Genomic DNA, 18791 nt, shown 5'->3' with positions numbered 1-18791 from the left:
TGTTCAGACGGCGGCAATATCTGTGTCATGTTTGAACCGACACCACAGGGGTGGAAGGTCCTCGGGAACCGGCCGGTACTGGCCGATCTCGGACCAGCCGCCAGGGCCATGGAAGTCACTGCCGGCGCTGACCAGCAGACCGAACTCACGGGCAAGGATCGCCAGGCTGCCCACCTGTTCTGCGGGCTGATGGCCATTGACCACCTCGATAGCATGCCCGCCTGCTTGAATATAGTCGGCAATCAGCTTTCGGCGCTTGCTACGGGTGAAATCGTAGTGCCATGGATGCGCCAGGCTGACCCAGGCACCGGCGGCGCGCAGGGTGGCGACGGTGTCTTCCAGGGTCGGCCAGTGCAGCTTGACGTCGCCGAGCTTGCCGGCGCCGAGCCATTTGCGAAATGCCTCGGCGCGATCCTTTACATAACCTTCACGCACCATCCAGTCGGCGAAATGCGGCCGGGCCGGCGCGTTGCCGCTGTCGCCCAGCTCCTGCTGGATCTGCCGGGCGCCGTCGAGGGCACCGGGCATGCCCTTGAGGGCGAGCTTGCGGCTTATTTCTTCCGACCGCAGCCAGCGGCCATCGTGCAATTTGGCGATTGCTTCGACCAACGGCGCGGCGTTGACGTCGAAGCCGTAACCCAGCACGTGAATAGTCGCCCCGCCCCAGGTGCAGGACAATTCGACGCCGTTGACCAGTTGCATGCCCAACTCGGTGGCAGCAGTACGCGCCTCGGCGAGCCCCTCAAGGGTGTCGTGGTCGGTCAACGCCAGGACTCGCACGCCGTTTTCGAACGCTCGCGCAACCAGAACCGCAGGCGCCAGGGCGCCGTCGGAGGCCGTGCTGTGGCAGTGCAAATCAACATTCACGGGGAGTTGTAACCTCAAATCAGCTGGCGCTATCGCGCGCCCATATGTTTGTTATTATGCCGCCACATCCAGCTTCTGGCTCTCACTGTGAAACAATTCATCGATTTCATCCCGCTTCTGCTGTTCTTCATCGTTTACAAACTTGATCCACGGGTCGTCGACATTGCCGGCCAGCAAGTGACCGTAGGCGGTATCTACAGCGCCACGGCGATGCTGATCATCAGCTCGCTGGTGGTGTACGGCGCGCTGTTCATCAAGCAGCGCAAGCTGGAAAAGAGCCAATGGCTGACGCTGATCGCCTGCCTGGTATTCGGCAGCCTGACGCTGGCCTTCCACAGCGAAACCTTCCTGAAATGGAAAGCGCCGGTGGTCAACTGGTTGTTCGCTGCGGCGTTCATCGGCAGCCATTTCATCGGCGATCGCCTGCTGATCAAACGCATCATGGGCCACGCGCTGACCTTGCCAGACCCGGTCTGGACGCGCCTGAACATCGCCTGGATCGGCTTTTTCCTGTTCTGCGGCGCAGCGAACCTGTTCGTCGCCTTCACCTTCCAGAGCATCTGGGTCGACTTCAAGGTGTTCGGCAGCCTGGGCATGACCGTGCTGTTCCTGGTCGCACAGGGCGTTTACCTGTCGCGCCATCTGCATGACACCGATACCACAACGCCAAAAACCGAGGACTGACATGCTCTACGCCATCATTGCCACCGACGTTGCCAACTCGCTGGAAGCTCGCCTGTCCGCGCGCCCGGCGCATCTGGAACGCCTGCAAGCGCTCAAGGGCGAAGGCCGCATCGTGCTGGCCGGCCCGCACCCGGCCGTCGACAGCAATGATCCGGGCGCAGCGGGTTTCACCGGCAGCCTGATCGTCGCCGAGTTCGACTCCCTCAGCGCCGCACAGGCCTGGGCCGATGCCGATCCGTACATTGCCGCCGGCGTCTACGCCAATGTGATCGTCAAGCCGTTCAAGCAAGTCCTGCCTTAAGTCCTGCCACGCGATGAACCTTCTCGGTTCATCGCGCTCTCAATCGCTCATTATTCTCGTTTGCCTGCCGACAACCTGCCCAATATCCATTTGGAAACAGGTGTCGCGATGCGCAAGGGTCCGTTGTGTCTGATGTTGCTCACGTTGTCGATCATGGCCCCCGCCCATGGTGAGGAAACCACCGAAAGCGGCAGCTCCACACCATTGTCATTGAGCGCCGGCAGCCAGATCACCGAGCTGCAACAGCGGCTCAAGGCCAGTGAGCAGCAGCGCGAAGAACTGAACAAACAACTGCAAAATGCCGACAACACTCGCGAAAGCGCCCAGCTCGCCCGGCTGCGCCAGGAGAACCAGCGTCTGAAGCTGCAACTCAAGGAAGCCCAGGCCAGCCCGCTGCCGCGTTTGCTGACCGATCAACAGCAGTGGTTCGTCACTGGCGCCGGGGTAGCGCTATTGGCGCTGCTCTGCGGTATCTTTGCCAGCGGTGCAAGCCGAAAACGTCGGCAATGGCTAAATTGAGTGAGTCATGAGCGAGCTGTTATTGATTGATGATGACCAGGAGTTGTGCGAACTCCTGAGTAGCTGGTTGAGCCAGGAAGGCTTCCAGGTGCGCGCCTGCCACGACGGCCAGAGCGCCCGCAAGGCGTTGGCCGAAACCGCCCCGGCGGCGGTGGTGCTGGACGTGATGCTGCCCGACGGCAGCGGTCTGGAACTGCTCAAGCAGTTGCGCAACGACCACGCCGACCTGCCGGTGCTGATGCTGTCAGCGCGTGGCGAACCGCTGGACCGCATCCTCGGCCTCGAACTGGGCGCCGACGATTACCTGGCCAAACCCTGCGACCCCCGCGAACTGACCGCGCGCCTGCGCGCCGTGTTGCGCCGCAGCCATCCCGCCGCCGTATCGACGCAACTTGAGCTGGGTGATCTGAGTTTCAGCCCGGTACGCGGCGTAGTCAGCATCGACGAAAAAGAACTGACCCTGACCGTTTCCGAAAGCCGCCTGCTCGAAGCCCTGCTCAAGCAGCCCGGCGAGCCGCTGGACAAACAGGAACTGGCGCAACTGGCCCTCGGCCGCAAGCTGACCCTGTACGACCGCAGCCTCGACATGCATGTCAGCAACTTGCGCAAGAAGATCGGCCCTCACCCGGACGGACGGCCGCGGATCGTTGCGTTGCGGAGTCGGGGTTACTACTACAGCCTATAAGACCTGCGCCGTGCAGGAGTGAGCCTGCTCGCGATGGCGGTGTGTCAGTCAACACGTTCTGGTCTGACACACCGCCATCGCGAGCAGGCTCACTCCTACAGGGGTATCTGATTTCCACGCACTCTATGGGAATGCAGCCGTCGGTGGCTTTGCAGTGGTTAATCGGGCATCGAACGAATAATGTCGGCCAAATCGTACTTGGTTATCTCGTTGGCCTTAATGGCAGCGGCAATGTCTTTTTTGGAAAGTGGAAAACGCTTGAAAATTTCTTGCAAAGTATTCGCATCAACATTTGCCAGCCAGAGCGGATCAATGAAAGAACCGCCGTACTCAGGCTTCATCGGTACTTCTTCGTGGGCAACCGTACCCTTATGGTTGAGATACATCACATAACGATCATGCCCTTCAGGAAAGCTTTTATCGTGATATAGCGTAGTACCCTGCGGCAGCACGTAGTAATTCTCGTCGCCGTTTGGACCCTCGATCAGTAACGGTTCTTTAGTTTTGATCATCTTCATATCGTGCCCCTGCGAACCATGATCAAAAATCAGGAATGCCAAAAAAATCGCATTGACCGATAAAGCTGCCATCAGCCACGGGCCAACTTGCCTGGTAAACGTTTTATTTGTCATAGGAAATCTCGGTATTCGCTTTGCTAAGGCACGCAGCCGTTGTTCTTTTGCTGAACGACAATACCGTCTAAATGAGTGATCACAGCCTCGGCCCGTGCATTATCCAAAAGATCGCAGCCTTCAGCACCTCCTGCACAGCGTATGTGTAAGGCCGGGCACGAAACGTCTTTACCGAAGCTTTACGCTGCGCTGACCGCCGCTGACCTTGATCTGCGTAATCTGCACTCATCCGGAACGTACCGGGAACGAGACAAGGAGATACACCATGCGCAAGACTCTTATCGCTCTGATGTTCGCTGCCGCTCTGCCAACCGTGGCCATGGCCATGCCGCAAGATGGCGGTCCGCTCGGTGGTCCGCTGGATGGCCCGCGCCACGGTGGTCAGATGCACGGTGGCATGCACGGCAAAGGCCCGTACAGCCAGCTCGACCTGACCCGCGAACAGCGCGAGCAGATTCGCAAGATCATGGGCGAGCAGATGCACGAGCGTAAGCAGGTGGTCGACAAGTACCTGGAAAAACTCTCGCCGGCCGACCAGAAAGCCATGAAGGACGAGATCGCGGCCAACCACAAGAAAGCCGAGTCCGATGTCCGTGCACTGCTTAAGCCCGAGCAACAGAAGCAGTTCGACGAAATCCAGAAGAAACGCGCCGAACGCCGTGCCGAATGGGCCGAGTTCAAGGCCTGGAAAGCGCAGCAGGCACAAAAGGCGCAATAATGGCTTGACCCTGGGCCCGACGACTCACCTCGTCGGGCCTGTTCCATTCAAATCGAATGTGGGAGCGAGCCTGCTCGCGAAGGCGGTGTATCAGCCAGGGATGGATTGCCTGACACTACGTCTTCGCGAGCAGGCTCGCTCCCACATTTGAACGGTGTGATTTTCGAGGAGTTTCTGTGCGTTCACTGTTCTGGCGGATTCTTGCGAGCTTCTGGCTGGCCATCGCTCTGGTAGCCGGGCTGTCGATCCTGCTCGGGCACATGCTCAATCAGGACGCATGGATTCTCAGCCGCCATCCCGGCCTCAACACGCTGGCGGCAGAATGGACGCAGACTTACGAAACCCAGGGCGAAGAAGCCGCGCAGGACATTCTCGAACAACGTAAACGCCAGTATCACATCGACGTTCAGGTGCTCAACGAAACCGGCGATCCGGTGGTGCGTGGTACCTTCCCGCGCCGCGCCGCAGCATTCGAAGCGCGGCAGAACAACGATGACCGCCGCCTGCCGTGGCGGCGTCTGACCGACGAGATCACCAGTGAAAAAACCGGTGATACCTACCTGTTCATCTACCGCATCCCGCACCCCGAACTCGACGCCTGGCACCGCGAAAGTCTGCTCTGGCCGCTGAGTGCGCTGGGCATCGCGCTGGTGGTGCTGACCCTGTTCAGTTTGCTCGTGACTTTCTCCATCACCCGCCCACTGAGTCGCTTGCGCGGCGCGGTGCATGATCTGGGGCAGACCACATATCAGCAGAACAGCTTGGCGAAACTGGCCAACCGCCGTGACGAATTCGGCGTGCTGGCTACCGACTTCAACCGCATGGGCGCGCGCCTGCAAAGTCTGATCGGCAGTCAGCGCCAGTTGCTGCGCGATGTCTCCCACGAACTGCGCTCACCACTGGCGCGCCTGCGCATCGCGCTGGCTTTGGCCGAGCGTGCCAACCCGCAAGAGCGCGAGAAACTGTGGCCACGGCTGACCCGCGAATGCGACCGGTTGGAGGCGTTGATCAGTGAAATTCTGGTGCTGGCGCGAGTCGATGCCGACAACGCCAGCGCTGAAGAAGTGGACCTGAATGCGTTGCTCGCCACGCTGCAAAAGGATGCGCAGCTCAGCTCCCCCGAGCAGACCGTGCGCCTGCAAGCCGAGCCGCAGTTGAATCTCAAAGGCTGGCCAACGATGATCGAGCGCGCCGTGGACAATCTGCTGCGCAACGCCCAGCGCTTCAACCCGAGCGATCAGCCGATCGAATTGCAGGCTGCGCGGCAGGGAGAGCGGATTGTCATCAGCGTGCGCGACCACGGGCCGGGGGTGCAGACCGAACATCTGAGTCAGTTGGGCGAGCCGTTCTACCGGGCGCCGGGGCAGACCGCTGCCGGGCATGGCCTAGGGCTGGCGATCGCCAAACGGGCGGCAGAACGGCATGGCGGCACGCTGACGCTGGCCAATCATCCGCAGGGCGGCTTTGTGGCGAGTCTGGAATTGCCGTTGGTACCGGGAGTCGTGGTCCAGCCCTGAAAAGCCCCTCACCCCAGCCCTCTCCCTGTATGTACCGGACACATGGTGGACAGGTGTTCGGAGACATGGTGGACACTTTTTAATAGGCACATTGCTCATCATCAAGGAGATGACCTGTGTCCTGGCAAGAGGCATCCACCATGCAACTTCGTACAGAGTTTGTGCGTTTAGCTCGGCAAGAAGGGTCGAATGTTCGGCAGCTTTGCCGTCGATTCAATATCAGCCCAAGTACTGCCTACAAATGGCTCAACAGGTTTGAAACCTCGGGTGCAGAGGGCTTGCACGATCAGTCCCGGCGACCGAAAACATCACCCAAACGTTGTGCTGAAGAGGTTGAGCAGCAAATTTTGACCATGAGTCAGCAATACGAGGCTTGGGGTGCCCGCAAGCTCAAGCGCGTGCTGGAAGACGAAGGCGCTGTGATGCCCTCTGTCAGCACGGTGCATGCGGTTTTACAGCGTCATTCGCGTGTTGATCCAAAGGCTGCCGAGATCAAACCATTTATCCGATTTGAGCACGAAGCGCCTAACGATCTATGGCAGATCGACTTCAAGGGACACTTCGGCCTGAGCCAAGGACGCTGCCATCCATTCACGATACTGGACGATCACTCACGCTTTTCGTTGTGTATTGCCGCATGTGCCAATGAGCAGCGCCAAACCGTTCAGGACCATCTAATGCGGGCGTTTCGACGTTACGGCTTGCCGTTACGCATGACGATGGACAACGGCTCGCCATGGGGCGATCAGACTGGCGTTTACACCGCGCTGGAAGTCTGGCTGATGAGCCAGGGCATCAAGGTTGGCCACTCCCGGCCTTATCACCCGCAAACTCAGGGAAAACTGGAACGCTTCCATCGCAGCCTGAAAAGTGAAGTCCTGCAAGGCCGGTATTTCACCGATCTCGACGACGCACAACGGGCGTTTGATACCTGGCGCGACATCTACAACCAGAAGCGCCCTCATCAGGCGCTGGGCATGGCGGTGCCGGCGACTCGTTACAGTGGCAGCCCACGGGAATATCAGGAGCAACCGGCGGAGCCGGATTACAACGACGCAGATGTGGTCAGGAAGGTACAGGTGGGAGGTGAAATCTTCTGGAAAAACCGGGAATACAAGATCGGAAAGGCTTTTTACGGCAGGTGCATAGCGATCAGGGAGACGACGGAAGACGGCATCCACGATGTCTACTGGAGTAGACATCGTGTCGCTCGAATCGACTTGAACTTGCAGATCGTGACGGCAGGTAAGAAGATCTAAAACCGTCCACCATGTCTCCGAAAATGTGTCCACCATGTCTCCGGTACATACACTCCCGGAGGGAGAGGGGGCCGACCGAGGTGTCTGCCGTTGTGCATCGACCTTATGGATTCGCAGAAACCAGACGTCCGGTATCCCGACGCTGGATTCAGCGAAGGACGCTCAGGTCGGTGTAATTCCAAAGCATCCCCCAATCAGTCCCCTCTCCCTCTGGGAGAGGGTTAGGGTGAGGGGCTTTTGATCTTCAGGCTTTACCGGGCCAGGCGCTGACGAACTCAGCCAGATCAACCTTCTCCGCCACGCGCGGCTCTTTCTGCGGTGTGCCGAGGTAGAGGAACGCGATCACCTCCTCGCCTTCCACCAGCCCCAAGCCTTCGGCCACATGCTTCGAGTACGCGAGATCCCCGGTGCGCCACACCGCGCCAATCCCCTGCGCATACGCCGCGAGCAAGATACCGTGGGCCGCACAGCCGGCCGTGAGCAGTTGCTCGGCCTTCGGGTATTTCACGTGTTCCTGGAATTTCGCGATGACCACAACCACCAGCGGCGCGCGCAGTGGGCCGTTGCGGGCCTTGTCGATCATCGCTTCGGTGACTTCGCCGCTCTGCTGGCGGGCCGCCTCGGCCAGCAACTCGCCCATTTGCTCACGCGCTGCGCCTTCGACGGTCAAAAAGCGGTACGGCTGCAAGTGCCCGTGATCCGGGGCACGCAAGGCCGCGCCGAACAGGGCTTCGCGCTGCTCGGCAGTGGGGGCCGGTTCGACCAGTCGGGGAACGGAAACACGGTTGAGCAACGCGTCGAGAGCCTGCATCGGCCACCTCCTTTGAAAAATGTGCGGCTATTCTAGCTTCATCTGCGCAGCGCCTGCCGGTTTACATGCCTTGCCCCACAGGTAGAATGGCGCCCTTCTCCCACCAGCCCGAGCGGATTTCATGGCGTTGCCGACCTTACGGATCATTGGTTTCATCATCGGCATCTTCCTGATCACCCTGGCTGTGGCCATGGTCGTGCCGATGGCCACGCTGGTGATTTTCGAGCGCACCAGCGACCTGCCGTCGTTCCTCTGGGCGAGCATGATCACCTTTGTCGCCGGCCTCGCTCTGGTGATACCCGGCAGACCCGAACACATCCACCTGCGCCCGCGCGACATGTATCTGCTGACGGTCAGCAGCTGGCTGGTGGTGTGCATCTTCGCCGCGCTGCCGTTTCTGCTGACCCAGCACATCAGCTACACCGACTCGTTCTTCGAAAGCATGTCCGGCATCACCGCCACCGGCTCCACCGTGCTCAACGGCCTGGACAACATGTCGCCGGGGATTTTGATGTGGCGCTCGCTGCTGCACTGGATCGGCGGCATCGGCTTTATCGGCATGGCGGTGGCGATTCTGCCGCTGCTGCGTATCGGTGGCATGCGCCTGTTCCAGACCGAGTCCTCGGACCGCTCGGAAAAGGTCATGCCGCGCTCGCACATGGTGGCGCGGCTGATCGTGGCGGCCTACGTCGGCATCACCATTCTCGGCAGCCTGGCGTTCTGGTGGGCGGGAATGAGCCCGTTCGATGCGATCAACCACGCGATGTCGGCGATTTCCACCGGTGGTTTCTCGACCTCTGACCAGTCGCTGGCGAAGTGGACACAACCGGCGGTGCACTGGGTGGCGATCGTCATCATGATCCTCGGCAGCCTGCCGTTCACCCTGTACGTGGCGACGTTGCGTGGCAACCGCCGGGCGTTGATCAAGGATCAACAGGTGCAGGGTTTGCTGGCAATGTTGCTGGTGACATGGCTGGTGCTCGGCACCTGGTACTGGTGGACCACCAAGCTGCATTGGCTGGAAGCGCTACGGCATGTGGCGCTGAACGTGACCTCGGTAGTCACCACCACCGGTTTTGCCCTCGGTGACTACAGCCTGTGGGGCAACTTCTCGCTGATGCTGTTTTTCTATCTGGGCTTTGTCGGCGGCTGCTCAGGTTCGACAGCGGGCGGGATCAAGATTTTCCGTTTCCAGGTCGCCTACATCCTGCTCAAGGCCAACCTCAATCAACTGATCCACCCGCGCGCGGTGATCAAGCAGAAGTACAACGGTCACCGCCTCGACGAAGAAATTGTCCGTTCGATCCTGACCTTCTCGTTTTTCTTCGCCATCACCATCTGCGTGATCGCCCTGCTGCTGTCGCTGCTCGGGGTCGACTGGATGACCGCGCTGACCGGCGCCGCCAGCACCGTGTCGGGCGTCGGCCCGGGTCTGGGCGAAACCATCGGCCCGGCCGGCAACTTCGCGACGCTGCCGGATGCGGCGAAGTGGATTCTGTCGTTCGGCATGCTGCTCGGCCGACTGGAGATCATTACGGTGTTTGTGCTGTGTATTCCGGCGTTCTGGCGTCATTGACCGCGTCCGGCACCTGCGTCAGGCGCAAGCGGTACTCGCCGGGCGTGGTGTCGAACCAGCGGCGGAACGCGCGGAAGAAGTTGCTCGGGTCGGCAAAGCCCAGCAGGTAGGCGATTTCCAGCAAGGTCATGCTCGGTTGCGCCAGATATTGTTCGGCCAATTCACGCCGGGTGTCGTCGAGCAATTGCTGGAAACTGGTGCCCTCCTCCTGCAAGCGCCGCTGCAAAGTGCGCTGCGACAGGTGCAGCGTCTGCGCCACGGTGTCACGCTTGGGCTCGCCCTGGGGCAACAAACGACACAACACCTGGCGTGCCCGGTGCGTCACGCGGCTTTCGGAAAACCGCGCCAGATATTCCCCGGCAAAACGGTCATGCAATAGCGCCATGGCCTCGTTTGCGGTGGGCAATGGTGCTTCCATGTCAGCACGTTCGAAGATCAACGCATCGTAAGGCGCGTTGAACACCAGCGGTGCGTGGAAGGCTTCCTTATAAGGTTGCAGATTTATCGGCTGATCGCCCTGAACCAACACTTTGACCGGGTGCAGCGGGCGCCCGGTCAGCCAGCCGCACAGCGCCAGTGCACAGGCCAGTGACGCTTCGGCGCTCTGCCGGGTCGGCGGCAGATGATCGCCGTGCACGGTGAGTATCAGCGCGTAGCCTTCGTCGAGCAGGCGAAAGCTCAGGTCAGCGCTTTCAGCAATGATGCGTTGATAGCGCACCAGACGCTGGAAGCCTTCGGCCAGCGTGTTGCTCGACATCAGCGCGTAGCCGGCGACATGAAACGAGGCCGGGCGCACCACTTTGCCCATGTTCAGGCCGATCGCCGGGTTGCCGGACACCTCGACCGCGCGCTGCCAGAGCCGGGTCATGGAATCCTGCGGGAAGCGCGCATCCGGATCTTCCAAGGCACTGAAATCCAGCCCCAGCTGCCTGAACAGAACCCGGCAATCCAGGCCGTCCATCTCCAGTGCTTTGACAATCCCCATCGCCCAGCTTGCAGAAGTCGTTCGTTCGCTCATGGTTGTTATTCTTTTACATGACGGGCTGCAGATAACCGCCCTATTTGCGAAGGATACTAAAGTGGCGCCGATTGTCACTGGCCCACGCCAATGATCACTCTAGACTCAAATAAGCTCCCCGCCGAACAACTTGTCGCCAGAACAATCACCACAGAGAGCGCGGTCGTGGAAAACATCAAGCGGTTCAACAGCTTCGCCGAGTTCTATCCGTATTACCTCGCCGAACACAGCAACAGCACCTGCCGTCGTCTGCATTTCATCGGCACTTCTCTGGTCATCTTCATTCTCGCCCTGAGCATCGCCAAAGGCGCCTGGCTGCTGTTGCTCGCGCTACCTCTGGCCGGTTACAGCTTTGCCTGGATCGGCCATTTCTTTTTCGAGAAAAACCGCCCGGCGACGTTTCAGCATCCGCTATACAGCCTGCTCGGCGATTTCGTCATGTACCGCGACATGATTCTCGGTCGCGTGGCGTTCTGAATGAGGGTCTGCACATGAATGCCCATGCTCGCTTCACCCATATGAAGGACGGCACCGAGGAAGACTGGGCGATCATCGCCGCTGATTTCAGTGCCTATGCCAGACAGCTGCCGTCGCGGATCCTCGCGCATCTGAAGCTGCTTGAGGGCGACTTCGGCGGTTTCCCGGTGGATCGCCTGACCCACTCGTTGCAAACCGCGACCCGCGCCTTTCGCGACGGGCGTGACGAGGAATACGTGGTCTGCGCGCTGTTGCACGACATTGGCGACACCCTCGGTTCCTATAATCATCCGGACATCGCCGCAGCGATTCTCAAGCCGTTCGTGAGTGCGGAAAATCTGTGGATGGTGGAGAAGCACGGCATCTTTCAGGGCTATTACTTCTTTCATCACCTGGGCATGGACCGGCATTTGCGCGAGCAATTCAAGGATCATCCGCAGTTCCAGGCCACTGCCGAATTTTGCGCCAAGTACGACGCGGCGGCGTTTGATCCGGCGTATGACACGCTGCCGCTGAGTTTCTTCGAGCCAATGATGGAAAGGCTGTTCGCGCAGCCGAAGAACTCGATCTACAAGGCTGCGATGCATGAACACAGCCCGGCCTAAGACCACATGTGGGAGCGAGCCTGCTCGCGAAAGCGCTGTATCAGGCACATAAGTTTTGTCTGACACTACGCCTTCGCGAGCAGGCTCGCTCCCACAGGGTACTTTTTCGCTCAGGCGATTTCGGCAACTTTGGCAGCTTTCAATTCCGCCTCTCGCGCCTGGGCATCCGCCAGCCGATACAACTCGATCGTGCCGTCCCAATGCTCGATCAGCGCTGTGCACGATTCGACCCAGTCGCCGCAATTGAGGTAGTCCACCTCGCCCACCTTGCGAATCTCGGCATGGTGAATATGCCCGCAGACTACGCCATGCAGTCCGCGCTTCACACATTCGTGGGCGATGGCTTCTTCAAAGTCGCTGATGAAACTCACCGCAGTCTTCACTTTATGTTTCAGATAGGCCGACAGGGACCAATAACCATAGCCATAACGCGCGCGCCAGTGATTGAGCCAGCGGTTGAGCGTCAGGGTGAATTCATAAGCCGAGTCGCCGAGAAACGCCAGCCAGCGGTGATAACGGGTGATCACATCGAACTGATCGCCGTGGATCACCAGCAAATGCCGGCCATCGGCGGTGACATGCACCGCTTCGTCGACCAACTGGATATTGCCCAGAATCAGCTTCGAATAGCGCCGCAGGAATTCGTCATGGTTGCCGGTGACGTAGATCACCTCGGTGCCGCGCTTGCTCATGGTCAGCAGACGGCGGATGACGTTGGTGTGGGCTTGCGGCCAGTACATGCCGCTGCGCAGTTTCCAGCCATCGATGATGTCACCGACCAGATAAACCTTGTCGGCGTGGTAGCCCTTGAGAAATTGCGACAAGTGCTCGGCCTGGCAATCCCGCGTGCCCAGGTGCACATCGGAGATCCACAGGGTTCGCACCCGTTGTTTGCGGCTGGGTCGGGCGAGCTCGGCGCTGGTCATGGGCAACCCTCTGCGATGTTTTCGCCAGCTTGCGCGCGCGCGGTTAATCGACCGTGACAGGCGTGCGTCAGTCGTGTGACAGCGCACATCGTTCAAAATTGAGGAATCGGATGACAGACGCGACGGCGACAGCGATTTAGACTGGCGCGCAATTGTTCTGTCTTCAAGGAATGCAATGACTCCGCGTACCGCCCTTGGCGCCCTGCATATTGGCGCTTTGATGTTCGGCCTGACCGGTGTGTTCGGCAAACTCGCTGCCGCATCGCCGGCGGTCATAGTGTTCGGCCGCGCCGCCTTCGCCGTGCTCGCGCTGGCCTTCTTCGCTCGATTTGCCAGTCAGAGCGGCTGGCAAAAACTACAGGCGCTGGACTGGCGACGGTTGGCGCTGAGCGGCGTGTTGCTGGCTGGGCACTGGGTGAGTTTTTTCGTATCGGTGAAGATCGCCGGGGTGGCCATCGCCACCTTGGGCTTTGCCAGTTTCCCGGCGTTCACGGTGATTCTCGAAGGACTGATCTTCCGCGAACGCATCCGCCCCAATGAAATCGTTCTGGTGGTATTGGTCAGCATCGGTCTGGTGCTGGTGACGCCCGCATTTGATCTGGGCAGCGGCGCGACCGTCGGCCTCCTTTGGGCGGTGTTGTCCGGCCTGTTGTTTTCCCTGCTGTCGCTGACCAACCGCGCCAGTTCCGGACGCATCCCGGCGGTGCAGGCGGCGTTGTGCCAGAACGTCGTCGTGGCGCTGTGTCTGTTGCCGGTCGCGGCACCGCAGTTGAGTCAGGTTCGAGCGCTGGACTGGTTGTGGATCGCCCTGCTCGGGGTGTTTTGCACGGGCGTGGCGCACAGCCTGTTCGTCGCCAGTCTGGCGGTAATCAAGGCGCGCACCGCGGCGGTGGTGTTCGCCATGGAGCCGGTTTACGGCATCACCCTCGCCTGGCTGCTGTTCAGTGAAACCCCGACACTGCGCATGCTCATCGGTGGCGCGTTGATCATCATCGCTATCGTAGTGTCGGCGCGGATGTCAGGCTCGGCCGACAAGAAAACCGTCGCCGCCGAGGCCGCTTCTCACTGAGTGCGGTCGTTGTGGCCGAGGTCGCGGTCAGGATCGATCTGATCGCGCACTCGCTGCTTCAATACCTTGGCCTCGGGGAAACCATCGTCGGCCTTGCGCTCCCAGATCTGCACGCCCGCGCAGGTGATGTGAAACACCCCGCCGGTGCCCGGCACCAATGACACTTTGCCCAGATCGTCAGCGAAGGTGCTGAGCAGCTCCTGGGCCAGCCACGCCGCGCGTAGCAGCCACTGGCATTGAGTGCAATAAGTGATGACAACTTCGGCTTTGGCGACGGTCATGATCGCTGAAACTCCTGAGACAGAGGGCGCCGCTATAATAGCCGGCTTTACCGCTTGCCCCGAGACTCACAATGCGCCGTTTGCTGTTTTGCCTGCTGCTTGGTTTCCTTCCCCTGCTGGTTCACGCCAGTGAAGCGCCACGACCGAAAGTCGGCCTGGTGCTGTCCGGCGGTGCTGCGCGTGGGCTGGCGCACATCGGCGTGCTCAAGGCGCTGGAAGAACAAGGCATCAGGATCGATGCGATTGCCGGCACCAGCATGGGCGCGGTGGTCGGTGGGCTGTACGCCTCGGGCTACAAGATCGATGAACTGGAAAAACTAGCCCTGAGCATCGACTGGCAAGCGGCGCTGTCCGACGCCCCGCCGCGTGAGGACGTGCCATTTCGACGCAAGCAGGACGACCGCGACTTTCTGGTGAAACAGAAACTGAGCTTCCGCGACGACGGCAGTCTCGGCCTGCCATTGGGGGTGATTCAGGGCCAGAACCTCGCACTGCTGCTGGAAAGCCTGTTGGCCCACACCAGCGACACCCGCGACTTCGACAAACTGCCGATCCCGTTTCGCGCCGTAACCACCGACATCGCCAATGGCGAAAAAGTGGTGTTTCGCAAAGGCCACCTGCCGCAAGTGATCCGCGCGAGCATGTCGATCCCCGCAGTGTTCGCCCCGGTCGAGCTCGACGGGCGCCTGCTGGTGGACGGCGGCATGACCGACAACATCCCGCTGGATGTCGCGCGGGAGATGGGCGTCGACATCGCCATCGTCGTCGATATCGGCACGCCGCTGCGCAACCGCAAGCAACTGACCACGGTGGTCGATGTGCTCAATCAGTCGATCACCCTGATGACCCGGCGCAACTCCGAAGAACAACTGGCGACTCTGCATGCCAATGACGTGTTGATCCAGCCTGCGCTGGCCGCGTTCGGCGTGACCGACTTCGGCAAGGCTCAAGAGATGATCGACGCCGGTTACCGCGCCACACGGGTCCTCGATGCGCGGCTGGCGCAGCTGAAGCCGACTCAACCCCAGGACGCGGAATTGAACGCCGCCCGCCAGCCTGGTCAGCGCACGCCGATCATCACCGCGATCCGGGTCGAAAATGACTCGAAGGTCGACGATGACGTGATCCGCTATTACATCCGCCAGCCGATCGGCGCGCCGCTGGACCTGGGCCGCCTGCATTCGGACATGGGCACGTTGTACGGCCTCGATTACTTCGATCAAGTGCGTTACCGCGTGGTGCATAAAGGCCAGGATCACACCCTGGTCATCAGCGCCAGCGGCAAGCGCAGCGGTACCGATTACTTGCGGGTCGGTTTGAATCTATCGGACGACATGCGCGGCGACAGTGCTTTCAATCTTGGCGCCAGTTATCGCGTCAACGGCATTAACCGCCTCGGCGCGGAATGGCTGACCCGCGCGCAGATCGGCGACAAGCAGGAGCTGTACAGCGAGTTCTATCAGCCGCTGGACGTCGGCTCTCGCTACTTCGTCGCGCCCTATGGGTCGTTCGAGGCGCAGAACGTTGACTCGGTGCTAGATAACGATCCGATCGCCCAGTATCGCGTCGAGCGTTACGGCTTCGGCCTCAACCTTGGGCGGCAGATCGGCAACAACGGTGAAGTGCGACTCGGCGTTGGGCAGGCCTGGGGCAAGGCTGACGTGCGCATCGGTGATCAGGATCTGCCGAGCGAAAGTTTCAACGAAGGCTTCTACACCGTGAAGTATTCCTACGACTCTCTGGACAACGTCTACTTTCCACACGAGGGCAAGGACGTCAGCCTGACCTTTACGCAATTCGAACCGGGACTGAGCTCGGACACGCGCTATCGTCAATGGGAAGTGAATTTCGACAAGGCCATGAGCCACGGGCCGGATACGCTGATACTCGGCGGGCGCTACGGTCGGACGCTGGACGATGCCAACGTGGTGACTTCGAGCTTCCTGCTCGGCGGCGCGCGGCAGTTGTCGGGGTTCCGAGAGGATGCGCTGTCCGGGCAGAACGTCAGCCTGATGCGCGCCGTGTACTACCGCCGCCTGACGCCGCGCTCGTACCTGCCGCTGGACTTCCCGCTGTACGCCGGCGCCTCGCTGGAGCGCGGTCGGGCGTGGAACAACGACAATGAATTCGACAGCGGCTACATCAATGCCGCGAGTGTGTTTATCGGCTTCGACACGCCGCTGGGGCCGTTGAATTTCACTTATGGGTTGAATGATGCGGATGAGCAGGCGGTTTACCTGAATCTGGGGCAGACGTTCTGACGCCTTCGCGAGCAGGCTCACTCCCACAGGATAGAGCGCATTCCATTGTGGGAGCGAGCCTGCTCGCGATAGCGGTCTCGGATGAACACGAAATCCGTTGGCGCTCAGCGTATCCCCGCCAACAACGTCCTCGCGGTTTGCTTCAACGGCTCGTCCCCTTCCTTGAGCAATTCATTGAGCAGCGCGATCGCACTGTCGATGTCGCCGTCGTCGATACAGGTTTGCGCCTGTTCGAGCTTGCCGGCGGCTTCGGTGTCGGTTTCGGTGGACTCGGGTGATTGCAGATCAAGTGGTTCCAGCACCAGCGACGGCTCGGGATCGCCGAACTCATTGAGGAAGTCGTCGTCGAGCGGCTGGGCGTCGGGTTCGGGGATCCATTCAAGCTCGGCTTCTTCGCCAGATTGAGCCTGTGGCAGTTCGAAATCGACAGGTAGCATCGACAGGCTGGTGCCCAGCGCCGGATCATCGACCGGCGGTGAGGCGGCATCAGCGCGGCTGTCGTTCAGATCCCAATTTGCATCCATCGACAGCTCGCCCAGATTCAATTCGAAATCATCCTCGAGAGCGCTGGGCGACGCTGCAAGCGGCGCGACTGCGGTCGCTGCCGTGGCCACGGGCAGTTCGGGTGCGGTAGGCGTTGCTGCAAATGCCGCCGGTGCGGCGCCTGCCAGTTTTGGATGGCGAGCGCGGATTTCAATCAGTTCACGGTCATCGACGTCAAGGCCACGCAGGCGGTTTTCCTGCTGTTCAAAAGCGCCACTGTCACCTTGGCGCCCAAGAACCTCCAGCAACTGCAGACCGAGATCGATGCGTTCAGGCTCCTTGTGCAAGGCATCGCGCAGCAGCCCGGCCGCTTCGCTGAGTCGGCCGTAGGCCAGATAGATGCCCACGGCCTCAAGCACGTCGCCGGCACCGGGCTCGTCGCGATGATCGGCGGCCGCGTGCGCACCGACAGATTGTTGAAGCTCGGGCTCGTCGACGTCTTCTTCGGCGTTCACAGGCAATAGCGGCGTCGGCGTGCCATCGGCTGTCGAACGTTGCTGACGGCGACGTATGAGCAACGCAGCCAGCACGCCCAGCAGCAATATCAGTCCGCCGAGCAGCGGCCAGTTCACGCCATCGTCTGCCGCCTCTACCGGGGCTGAAGCCGCGGCCGGAGCCGGCGCGACCACGGGTGGTGGCGGTGGCTTCTGCACTTCGGCCAGACGGGTTTGCAACTCCTCGATCTGCTTCTTGCCGTCGGCTATTTGCACTTGCTGCTCTTGCAGCCTGAGGTTCTGTTCGTCGAGGGTCTTTTGCAGTTGCTGGGTGAGCAGCACACTGGCGGCCAGCTGCTCGGCCTGCGTATCGTTGGCACGTGCCGTTGGCGTTGGCGGCACAGGCGCGGCAGTGCGTTTGCCCTGGGCAGCCTGGGGCGGTGCGGTAACCGGTTCGACGGTTGGAAATTCAGAGGATTGCGGGCGCGGATCCGGCTCGTCGGTGGCGGGCACGATGCCCGGCGAACCCGGCGGGTCGATCAGCACCGTGTACTCGCGCAGCAGACGGCCGTTGGGCTGATCGAGTTGCACGAGGAAATTCAGGAAAGGTTCGTTGACCGGTTTGCCGGACGTCACCCGAATCATCTGGCGGCTGCCGCGCAGGATCGGGGTGAACTTGAGGTCATTGAGAAAGAACACCCGCTCGACGCCGGCCCGGCCGAATTCATCCGCCGAAGCCAGGCTGGCCGAGAGATCGTTTTGCGTCAACGTGCCGACATCGACCAGCGCGATGTCGGCCTTGAACGGCTGATTGAGGGCTGAGTGAACAGTAATTTCGCCCAACCCCAACGCCATCGACCAGGTCGAATAGCTGAATACGCCAGCGAGCAGCAGCCATTTGGCGCCCTCGCGCAGCACGTGCCGACTTGCGAGCATGAGCATCCCTTAAATAAGCAAAACCGGTTTCTATGCGTTCGCACATCCGGTACGAACACGATATTGCCCAGTAGTTCTTATAGTCGGCTCAGCGCGATCTCTCAAAAAATCACTGGCGGGATGTGCCTCAAGATTTTTCCAGGTTGGCCAGAATGTGACCGTGGACGCGCATGCACACCTTCAAATCCGCCTCATCGACGCCCTCGAACAATTCGTGGCGCAGCTGCGTGGCAATGGTTTCGATCTGTTCGATCAAGGGCAGCGCAGGTGCGCAGAGCACGATTTTTTTCGCCCGACGGTCTTCCATCACTGACTGGCGTTGCACCAGTCCCTGGTTTTCCAGACTATCAAGCAAGCGCGCCAGGGTCGGGCCTTCGACGCCGACACTCTGCGCCAGTTCGCGTTGGGTCGGTGCCTCTTCAAAACGCGCCAGATGCAGCAGCACCAGCCAGCGCGCCTGCGACAGGCCCAGCCCGGCGAGACGACGATCCAGTTCGGCACGCCAGCCACGAGACATCTGGGCCAGTTGCATACCAAAGCGATGTTGATCGGTTAACGGCATAAAACACTCACGGTTAGACTGAAAATACGGAAAATCTAATTATTAGTCAGCTAAGCATGGGCGGCAGTTATAGGCAAGAGTCGCTCTGTACTGAATCGTTACAACTGCGC

General features: G+C 60.4%; 20 protein-coding genes. 12 read left to right on the top strand and 8 right to left on the bottom strand.

From position 1 onward, the window contains the following. Positions 1 to 3: 3 nt before the first annotated feature. Entirely contained in the window at positions 4 to 867 is an 864-nt protein-coding gene (locus OC605_RS14955) for a PHP domain-containing protein (RefSeq protein ID WP_016771125.1), read from the bottom strand. Between the two features lie 87 nt (positions 868 to 954). Here OC605_RS14955 and OC605_RS14950 point away from each other — a divergent pair, with 87 nt between their 5' ends. The 4 genes from OC605_RS14950 to OC605_RS14935 all read left to right on the top strand — a co-directional run bounded on the left by OC605_RS14950 (position 955) and on the right by OC605_RS14935 (position 3056). Next, on the top strand, positions 955 to 1551 hold the full coding sequence (locus OC605_RS14950; protein WP_016771126.1) for a septation protein A: 597 nt from the start codon (positions 955 to 957) through the stop codon (positions 1549 to 1551). 1 nt (position 1552) lies between these two features. Further along, complete coding sequence (locus tag OC605_RS14945; RefSeq protein WP_016771127.1) at positions 1553 to 1852, top strand: YciI family protein; 300 nt, start codon at positions 1553 to 1555, stop codon at positions 1850 to 1852. A 108-nt stretch (positions 1853 to 1960) separates the two neighbouring features. Next, positions 1961 to 2371, top strand: a complete 411-nt coding sequence (locus tag OC605_RS14940) for a translation initiation factor 2 (protein WP_016771128.1) — start codon at positions 1961 to 1963, stop codon at positions 2369 to 2371. 7 nt (positions 2372 to 2378) lie between these two features. Next, a complete protein-coding gene (locus OC605_RS14935) occupies positions 2379 to 3056 on the top strand; it encodes a response regulator transcription factor (RefSeq protein WP_016771129.1) in 678 nt (225 codons plus the stop codon). A 158-nt stretch (positions 3057 to 3214) separates the two neighbouring features. Here the strand turns inward: OC605_RS14935 and OC605_RS14930 are convergent, their stop codons facing one another. Continuing rightward, the gene (locus OC605_RS14930) at positions 3215 to 3688 is read right to left on the bottom strand and encodes a hypothetical protein (protein WP_262137916.1); all 474 of its coding nucleotides are present in this window, start codon (positions 3686 to 3688) and stop codon (positions 3215 to 3217) included. Positions 3689 to 3953: 265 nt separating this feature from the next. On the opposite strand from OC605_RS14930, the gene OC605_RS14925 reads away from it, so the two are divergent. The 3 genes from OC605_RS14925 (at position 3954) to OC605_RS14915 (ending at position 7182) form a co-directional block, all read left to right on the top strand. After that, a complete protein-coding gene (locus OC605_RS14925; RefSeq protein WP_042607494.1) occupies positions 3954 to 4406 on the top strand; it encodes a Spy/CpxP family protein refolding chaperone in 453 nt (150 codons plus the stop codon). Between the two features lie 176 nt (positions 4407 to 4582). Beyond that, on the top strand, positions 4583 to 5923 hold the full coding sequence (locus OC605_RS14920; RefSeq protein ID WP_262137914.1) for a sensor histidine kinase: 1341 nt from the start codon (positions 4583 to 4585) through the stop codon (positions 5921 to 5923). 140 nt (positions 5924 to 6063) lie between these two features. Beyond that, entirely contained in the window at positions 6064 to 7182 is a 1119-nt protein-coding gene (locus OC605_RS14915; protein ID WP_410056003.1) for an IS481 family transposase, read from the top strand. Between the two features lie 244 nt (positions 7183 to 7426). Here the strand turns inward: OC605_RS14915 and OC605_RS14910 are convergent, their stop codons facing one another. Beyond that, positions 7427 to 7993, bottom strand: coding sequence for a nitroreductase family protein (locus OC605_RS14910; RefSeq protein WP_125925339.1), 567 nt, complete (start codon positions 7991 to 7993; stop codon positions 7427 to 7429). 121 nt (positions 7994 to 8114) lie between these two features. On the opposite strand from OC605_RS14910, the gene OC605_RS14905 reads away from it, so the two are divergent. Next, a complete protein-coding gene (locus OC605_RS14905) occupies positions 8115 to 9569 on the top strand; it encodes a TrkH family potassium uptake protein (protein WP_038363735.1) in 1455 nt (484 codons plus the stop codon). On the opposite strand, the gene OC605_RS14900 is transcribed toward OC605_RS14905, so the two are convergent. Further along, a complete protein-coding gene (locus OC605_RS14900; RefSeq protein WP_262137912.1) occupies positions 9526 to 10587 on the bottom strand; it encodes an AraC family transcriptional regulator in 1062 nt (353 codons plus the stop codon). The genes OC605_RS14905 and OC605_RS14900 overlap by 44 nt on opposite strands. A 165-nt stretch (positions 10588 to 10752) precedes the next feature. On the opposite strand from OC605_RS14900, the gene OC605_RS14895 reads away from it, so the two are divergent. Both OC605_RS14895 and OC605_RS14890 read left to right on the top strand, forming a co-directional pair. Beyond that, the gene (locus tag OC605_RS14895) at positions 10753 to 11064 is read left to right on the top strand and encodes a DUF962 domain-containing protein (protein WP_042607489.1); all 312 of its coding nucleotides are present in this window, start codon (positions 10753 to 10755) and stop codon (positions 11062 to 11064) included. Positions 11065 to 11078: 14 nt separating this feature from the next. Beyond that, a complete protein-coding gene (locus OC605_RS14890) occupies positions 11079 to 11669 on the top strand; it encodes an HD domain-containing protein (protein WP_262137911.1) in 591 nt (196 codons plus the stop codon). Between the two features lie 110 nt (positions 11670 to 11779). Here the strand turns inward: OC605_RS14890 and OC605_RS14885 are convergent, their stop codons facing one another. Continuing rightward, positions 11780 to 12595: a UDP-2,3-diacylglucosamine diphosphatase gene (locus tag OC605_RS14885; RefSeq protein WP_186568422.1), complete on the bottom strand. Its 816-nt coding sequence runs from the start codon at positions 12593 to 12595 to the stop codon at positions 11780 to 11782. A gap of 175 nt (positions 12596 to 12770) precedes the next feature. Between OC605_RS14885 and OC605_RS14880 the strand changes: the two genes are divergently transcribed. Continuing rightward, the gene (locus tag OC605_RS14880) at positions 12771 to 13664 is read left to right on the top strand and encodes a DMT family transporter (RefSeq protein WP_262137909.1); all 894 of its coding nucleotides are present in this window, start codon (positions 12771 to 12773) and stop codon (positions 13662 to 13664) included. Here OC605_RS14880 and OC605_RS14875 read toward each other — a convergent pair. Next, the gene (locus OC605_RS14875) at positions 13658 to 13945 is read right to left on the bottom strand and encodes a SelT/SelW/SelH family protein (protein WP_186568419.1); all 288 of its coding nucleotides are present in this window, start codon (positions 13943 to 13945) and stop codon (positions 13658 to 13660) included. The two genes, OC605_RS14880 and OC605_RS14875, sit on opposite strands and share 7 nt — an antisense overlap. A 71-nt stretch (positions 13946 to 14016) precedes the next feature. On the opposite strand from OC605_RS14875, the gene OC605_RS14870 reads away from it, so the two are divergent. Beyond that, complete coding sequence (locus OC605_RS14870) at positions 14017 to 16206, top strand: patatin-like phospholipase family protein (protein ID WP_262137908.1); 2190 nt, start codon at positions 14017 to 14019, stop codon at positions 16204 to 16206. A 104-nt stretch (positions 16207 to 16310) separates the two neighbouring features. Here OC605_RS14870 and OC605_RS14865 read toward each other — a convergent pair whose 3' ends face one another. Both OC605_RS14865 and OC605_RS14860 read right to left on the bottom strand, forming a co-directional pair. Beyond that, a complete protein-coding gene (locus OC605_RS14865; protein WP_262137906.1) occupies positions 16311 to 18119 on the bottom strand; it encodes a FimV/HubP family polar landmark protein in 1809 nt (602 codons plus the stop codon). 127 nt (positions 18120 to 18246) lie between these two features. Then, positions 18247 to 18681 carry a MarR family transcriptional regulator gene (locus tag OC605_RS14860; RefSeq protein WP_016771142.1) on the bottom strand — a complete coding sequence of 145 codons (435 nt, stop codon included), beginning with the start codon at positions 18679 to 18681 and terminating at the stop codon, positions 18247 to 18249. Positions 18682 to 18791: the final 110 nt, after the last annotated feature.

It is taken from the genome of Pseudomonas sp. Marseille-Q5117 (assembly GCF_946901175.1).
GTDB classification, from domain to species: Bacteria; Pseudomonadota; Gammaproteobacteria; order Pseudomonadales; family Pseudomonadaceae; genus Aquipseudomonas; species Aquipseudomonas iranensis.
This window is presented reverse-complemented; position numbering and strand designations above follow the sequence as displayed.

Excerpts from the sequence above, each read along its gene's own strand:
- OC605_RS14945 (WP_016771127.1), top strand. The coding sequence starts at position 1,553 with ATGCTCTACGCCATCATTGCCACCGACGTTGCCAACTCGCTGGAAGCT.
- OC605_RS14940 (WP_016771128.1), top strand. The coding sequence starts at position 1,961 with ATGCGCAAGGGTCCGTTGTGTCTGATGTTGCTCACGTTGTCGATCATG.
- OC605_RS14935 (WP_016771129.1), top strand. The coding sequence starts at position 2,379 with ATGAGCGAGCTGTTATTGATTGATGATGACCAGGAGTTGTGCGAACTC.
- OC605_RS14930 (WP_262137916.1), bottom strand. The coding sequence starts at position 3,688 with ATGACAAATAAAACGTTTACCAGGCAAGTTGGCCCGTGGCTGATGGCA.
- OC605_RS14925 (WP_042607494.1), top strand. The coding sequence starts at position 3,954 with ATGCGCAAGACTCTTATCGCTCTGATGTTCGCTGCCGCTCTGCCAACC.
- OC605_RS14915 (WP_410056003.1), top strand. The coding sequence starts at position 6,064 with ATGCAACTTCGTACAGAGTTTGTGCGTTTAGCTCGGCAAGAAGGGTCG.
- OC605_RS14910 (WP_125925339.1), bottom strand. The coding sequence starts at position 7,993 with ATGCAGGCTCTCGACGCGTTGCTCAACCGTGTTTCCGTTCCCCGACTG.
- OC605_RS14905 (WP_038363735.1), top strand. The coding sequence starts at position 8,115 with ATGGCGTTGCCGACCTTACGGATCATTGGTTTCATCATCGGCATCTTC.
- OC605_RS14900 (WP_262137912.1), bottom strand. The coding sequence starts at position 10,587 with ATGAGCGAACGAACGACTTCTGCAAGCTGGGCGATGGGGATTGTCAAA.
- OC605_RS14890 (WP_262137911.1), top strand. The coding sequence starts at position 11,079 with ATGAATGCCCATGCTCGCTTCACCCATATGAAGGACGGCACCGAGGAA.
- OC605_RS14885 (WP_186568422.1), bottom strand. The coding sequence starts at position 12,595 with ATGACCAGCGCCGAGCTCGCCCGACCCAGCCGCAAACAACGGGTGCGA.
- OC605_RS14880 (WP_262137909.1), top strand. The coding sequence starts at position 12,771 with ATGACTCCGCGTACCGCCCTTGGCGCCCTGCATATTGGCGCTTTGATG.
- OC605_RS14875 (WP_186568419.1), bottom strand. The coding sequence starts at position 13,945 with ATGACCGTCGCCAAAGCCGAAGTTGTCATCACTTATTGCACTCAATGC.
- OC605_RS14870 (WP_262137908.1), top strand. The coding sequence starts at position 14,017 with ATGCGCCGTTTGCTGTTTTGCCTGCTGCTTGGTTTCCTTCCCCTGCTG.
- OC605_RS14865 (WP_262137906.1), bottom strand. The coding sequence starts at position 18,119 with ATGCTCGCAAGTCGGCACGTGCTGCGCGAGGGCGCCAAATGGCTGCTG.
- OC605_RS14860 (WP_016771142.1), bottom strand. The coding sequence starts at position 18,681 with ATGCCGTTAACCGATCAACATCGCTTTGGTATGCAACTGGCCCAGATG.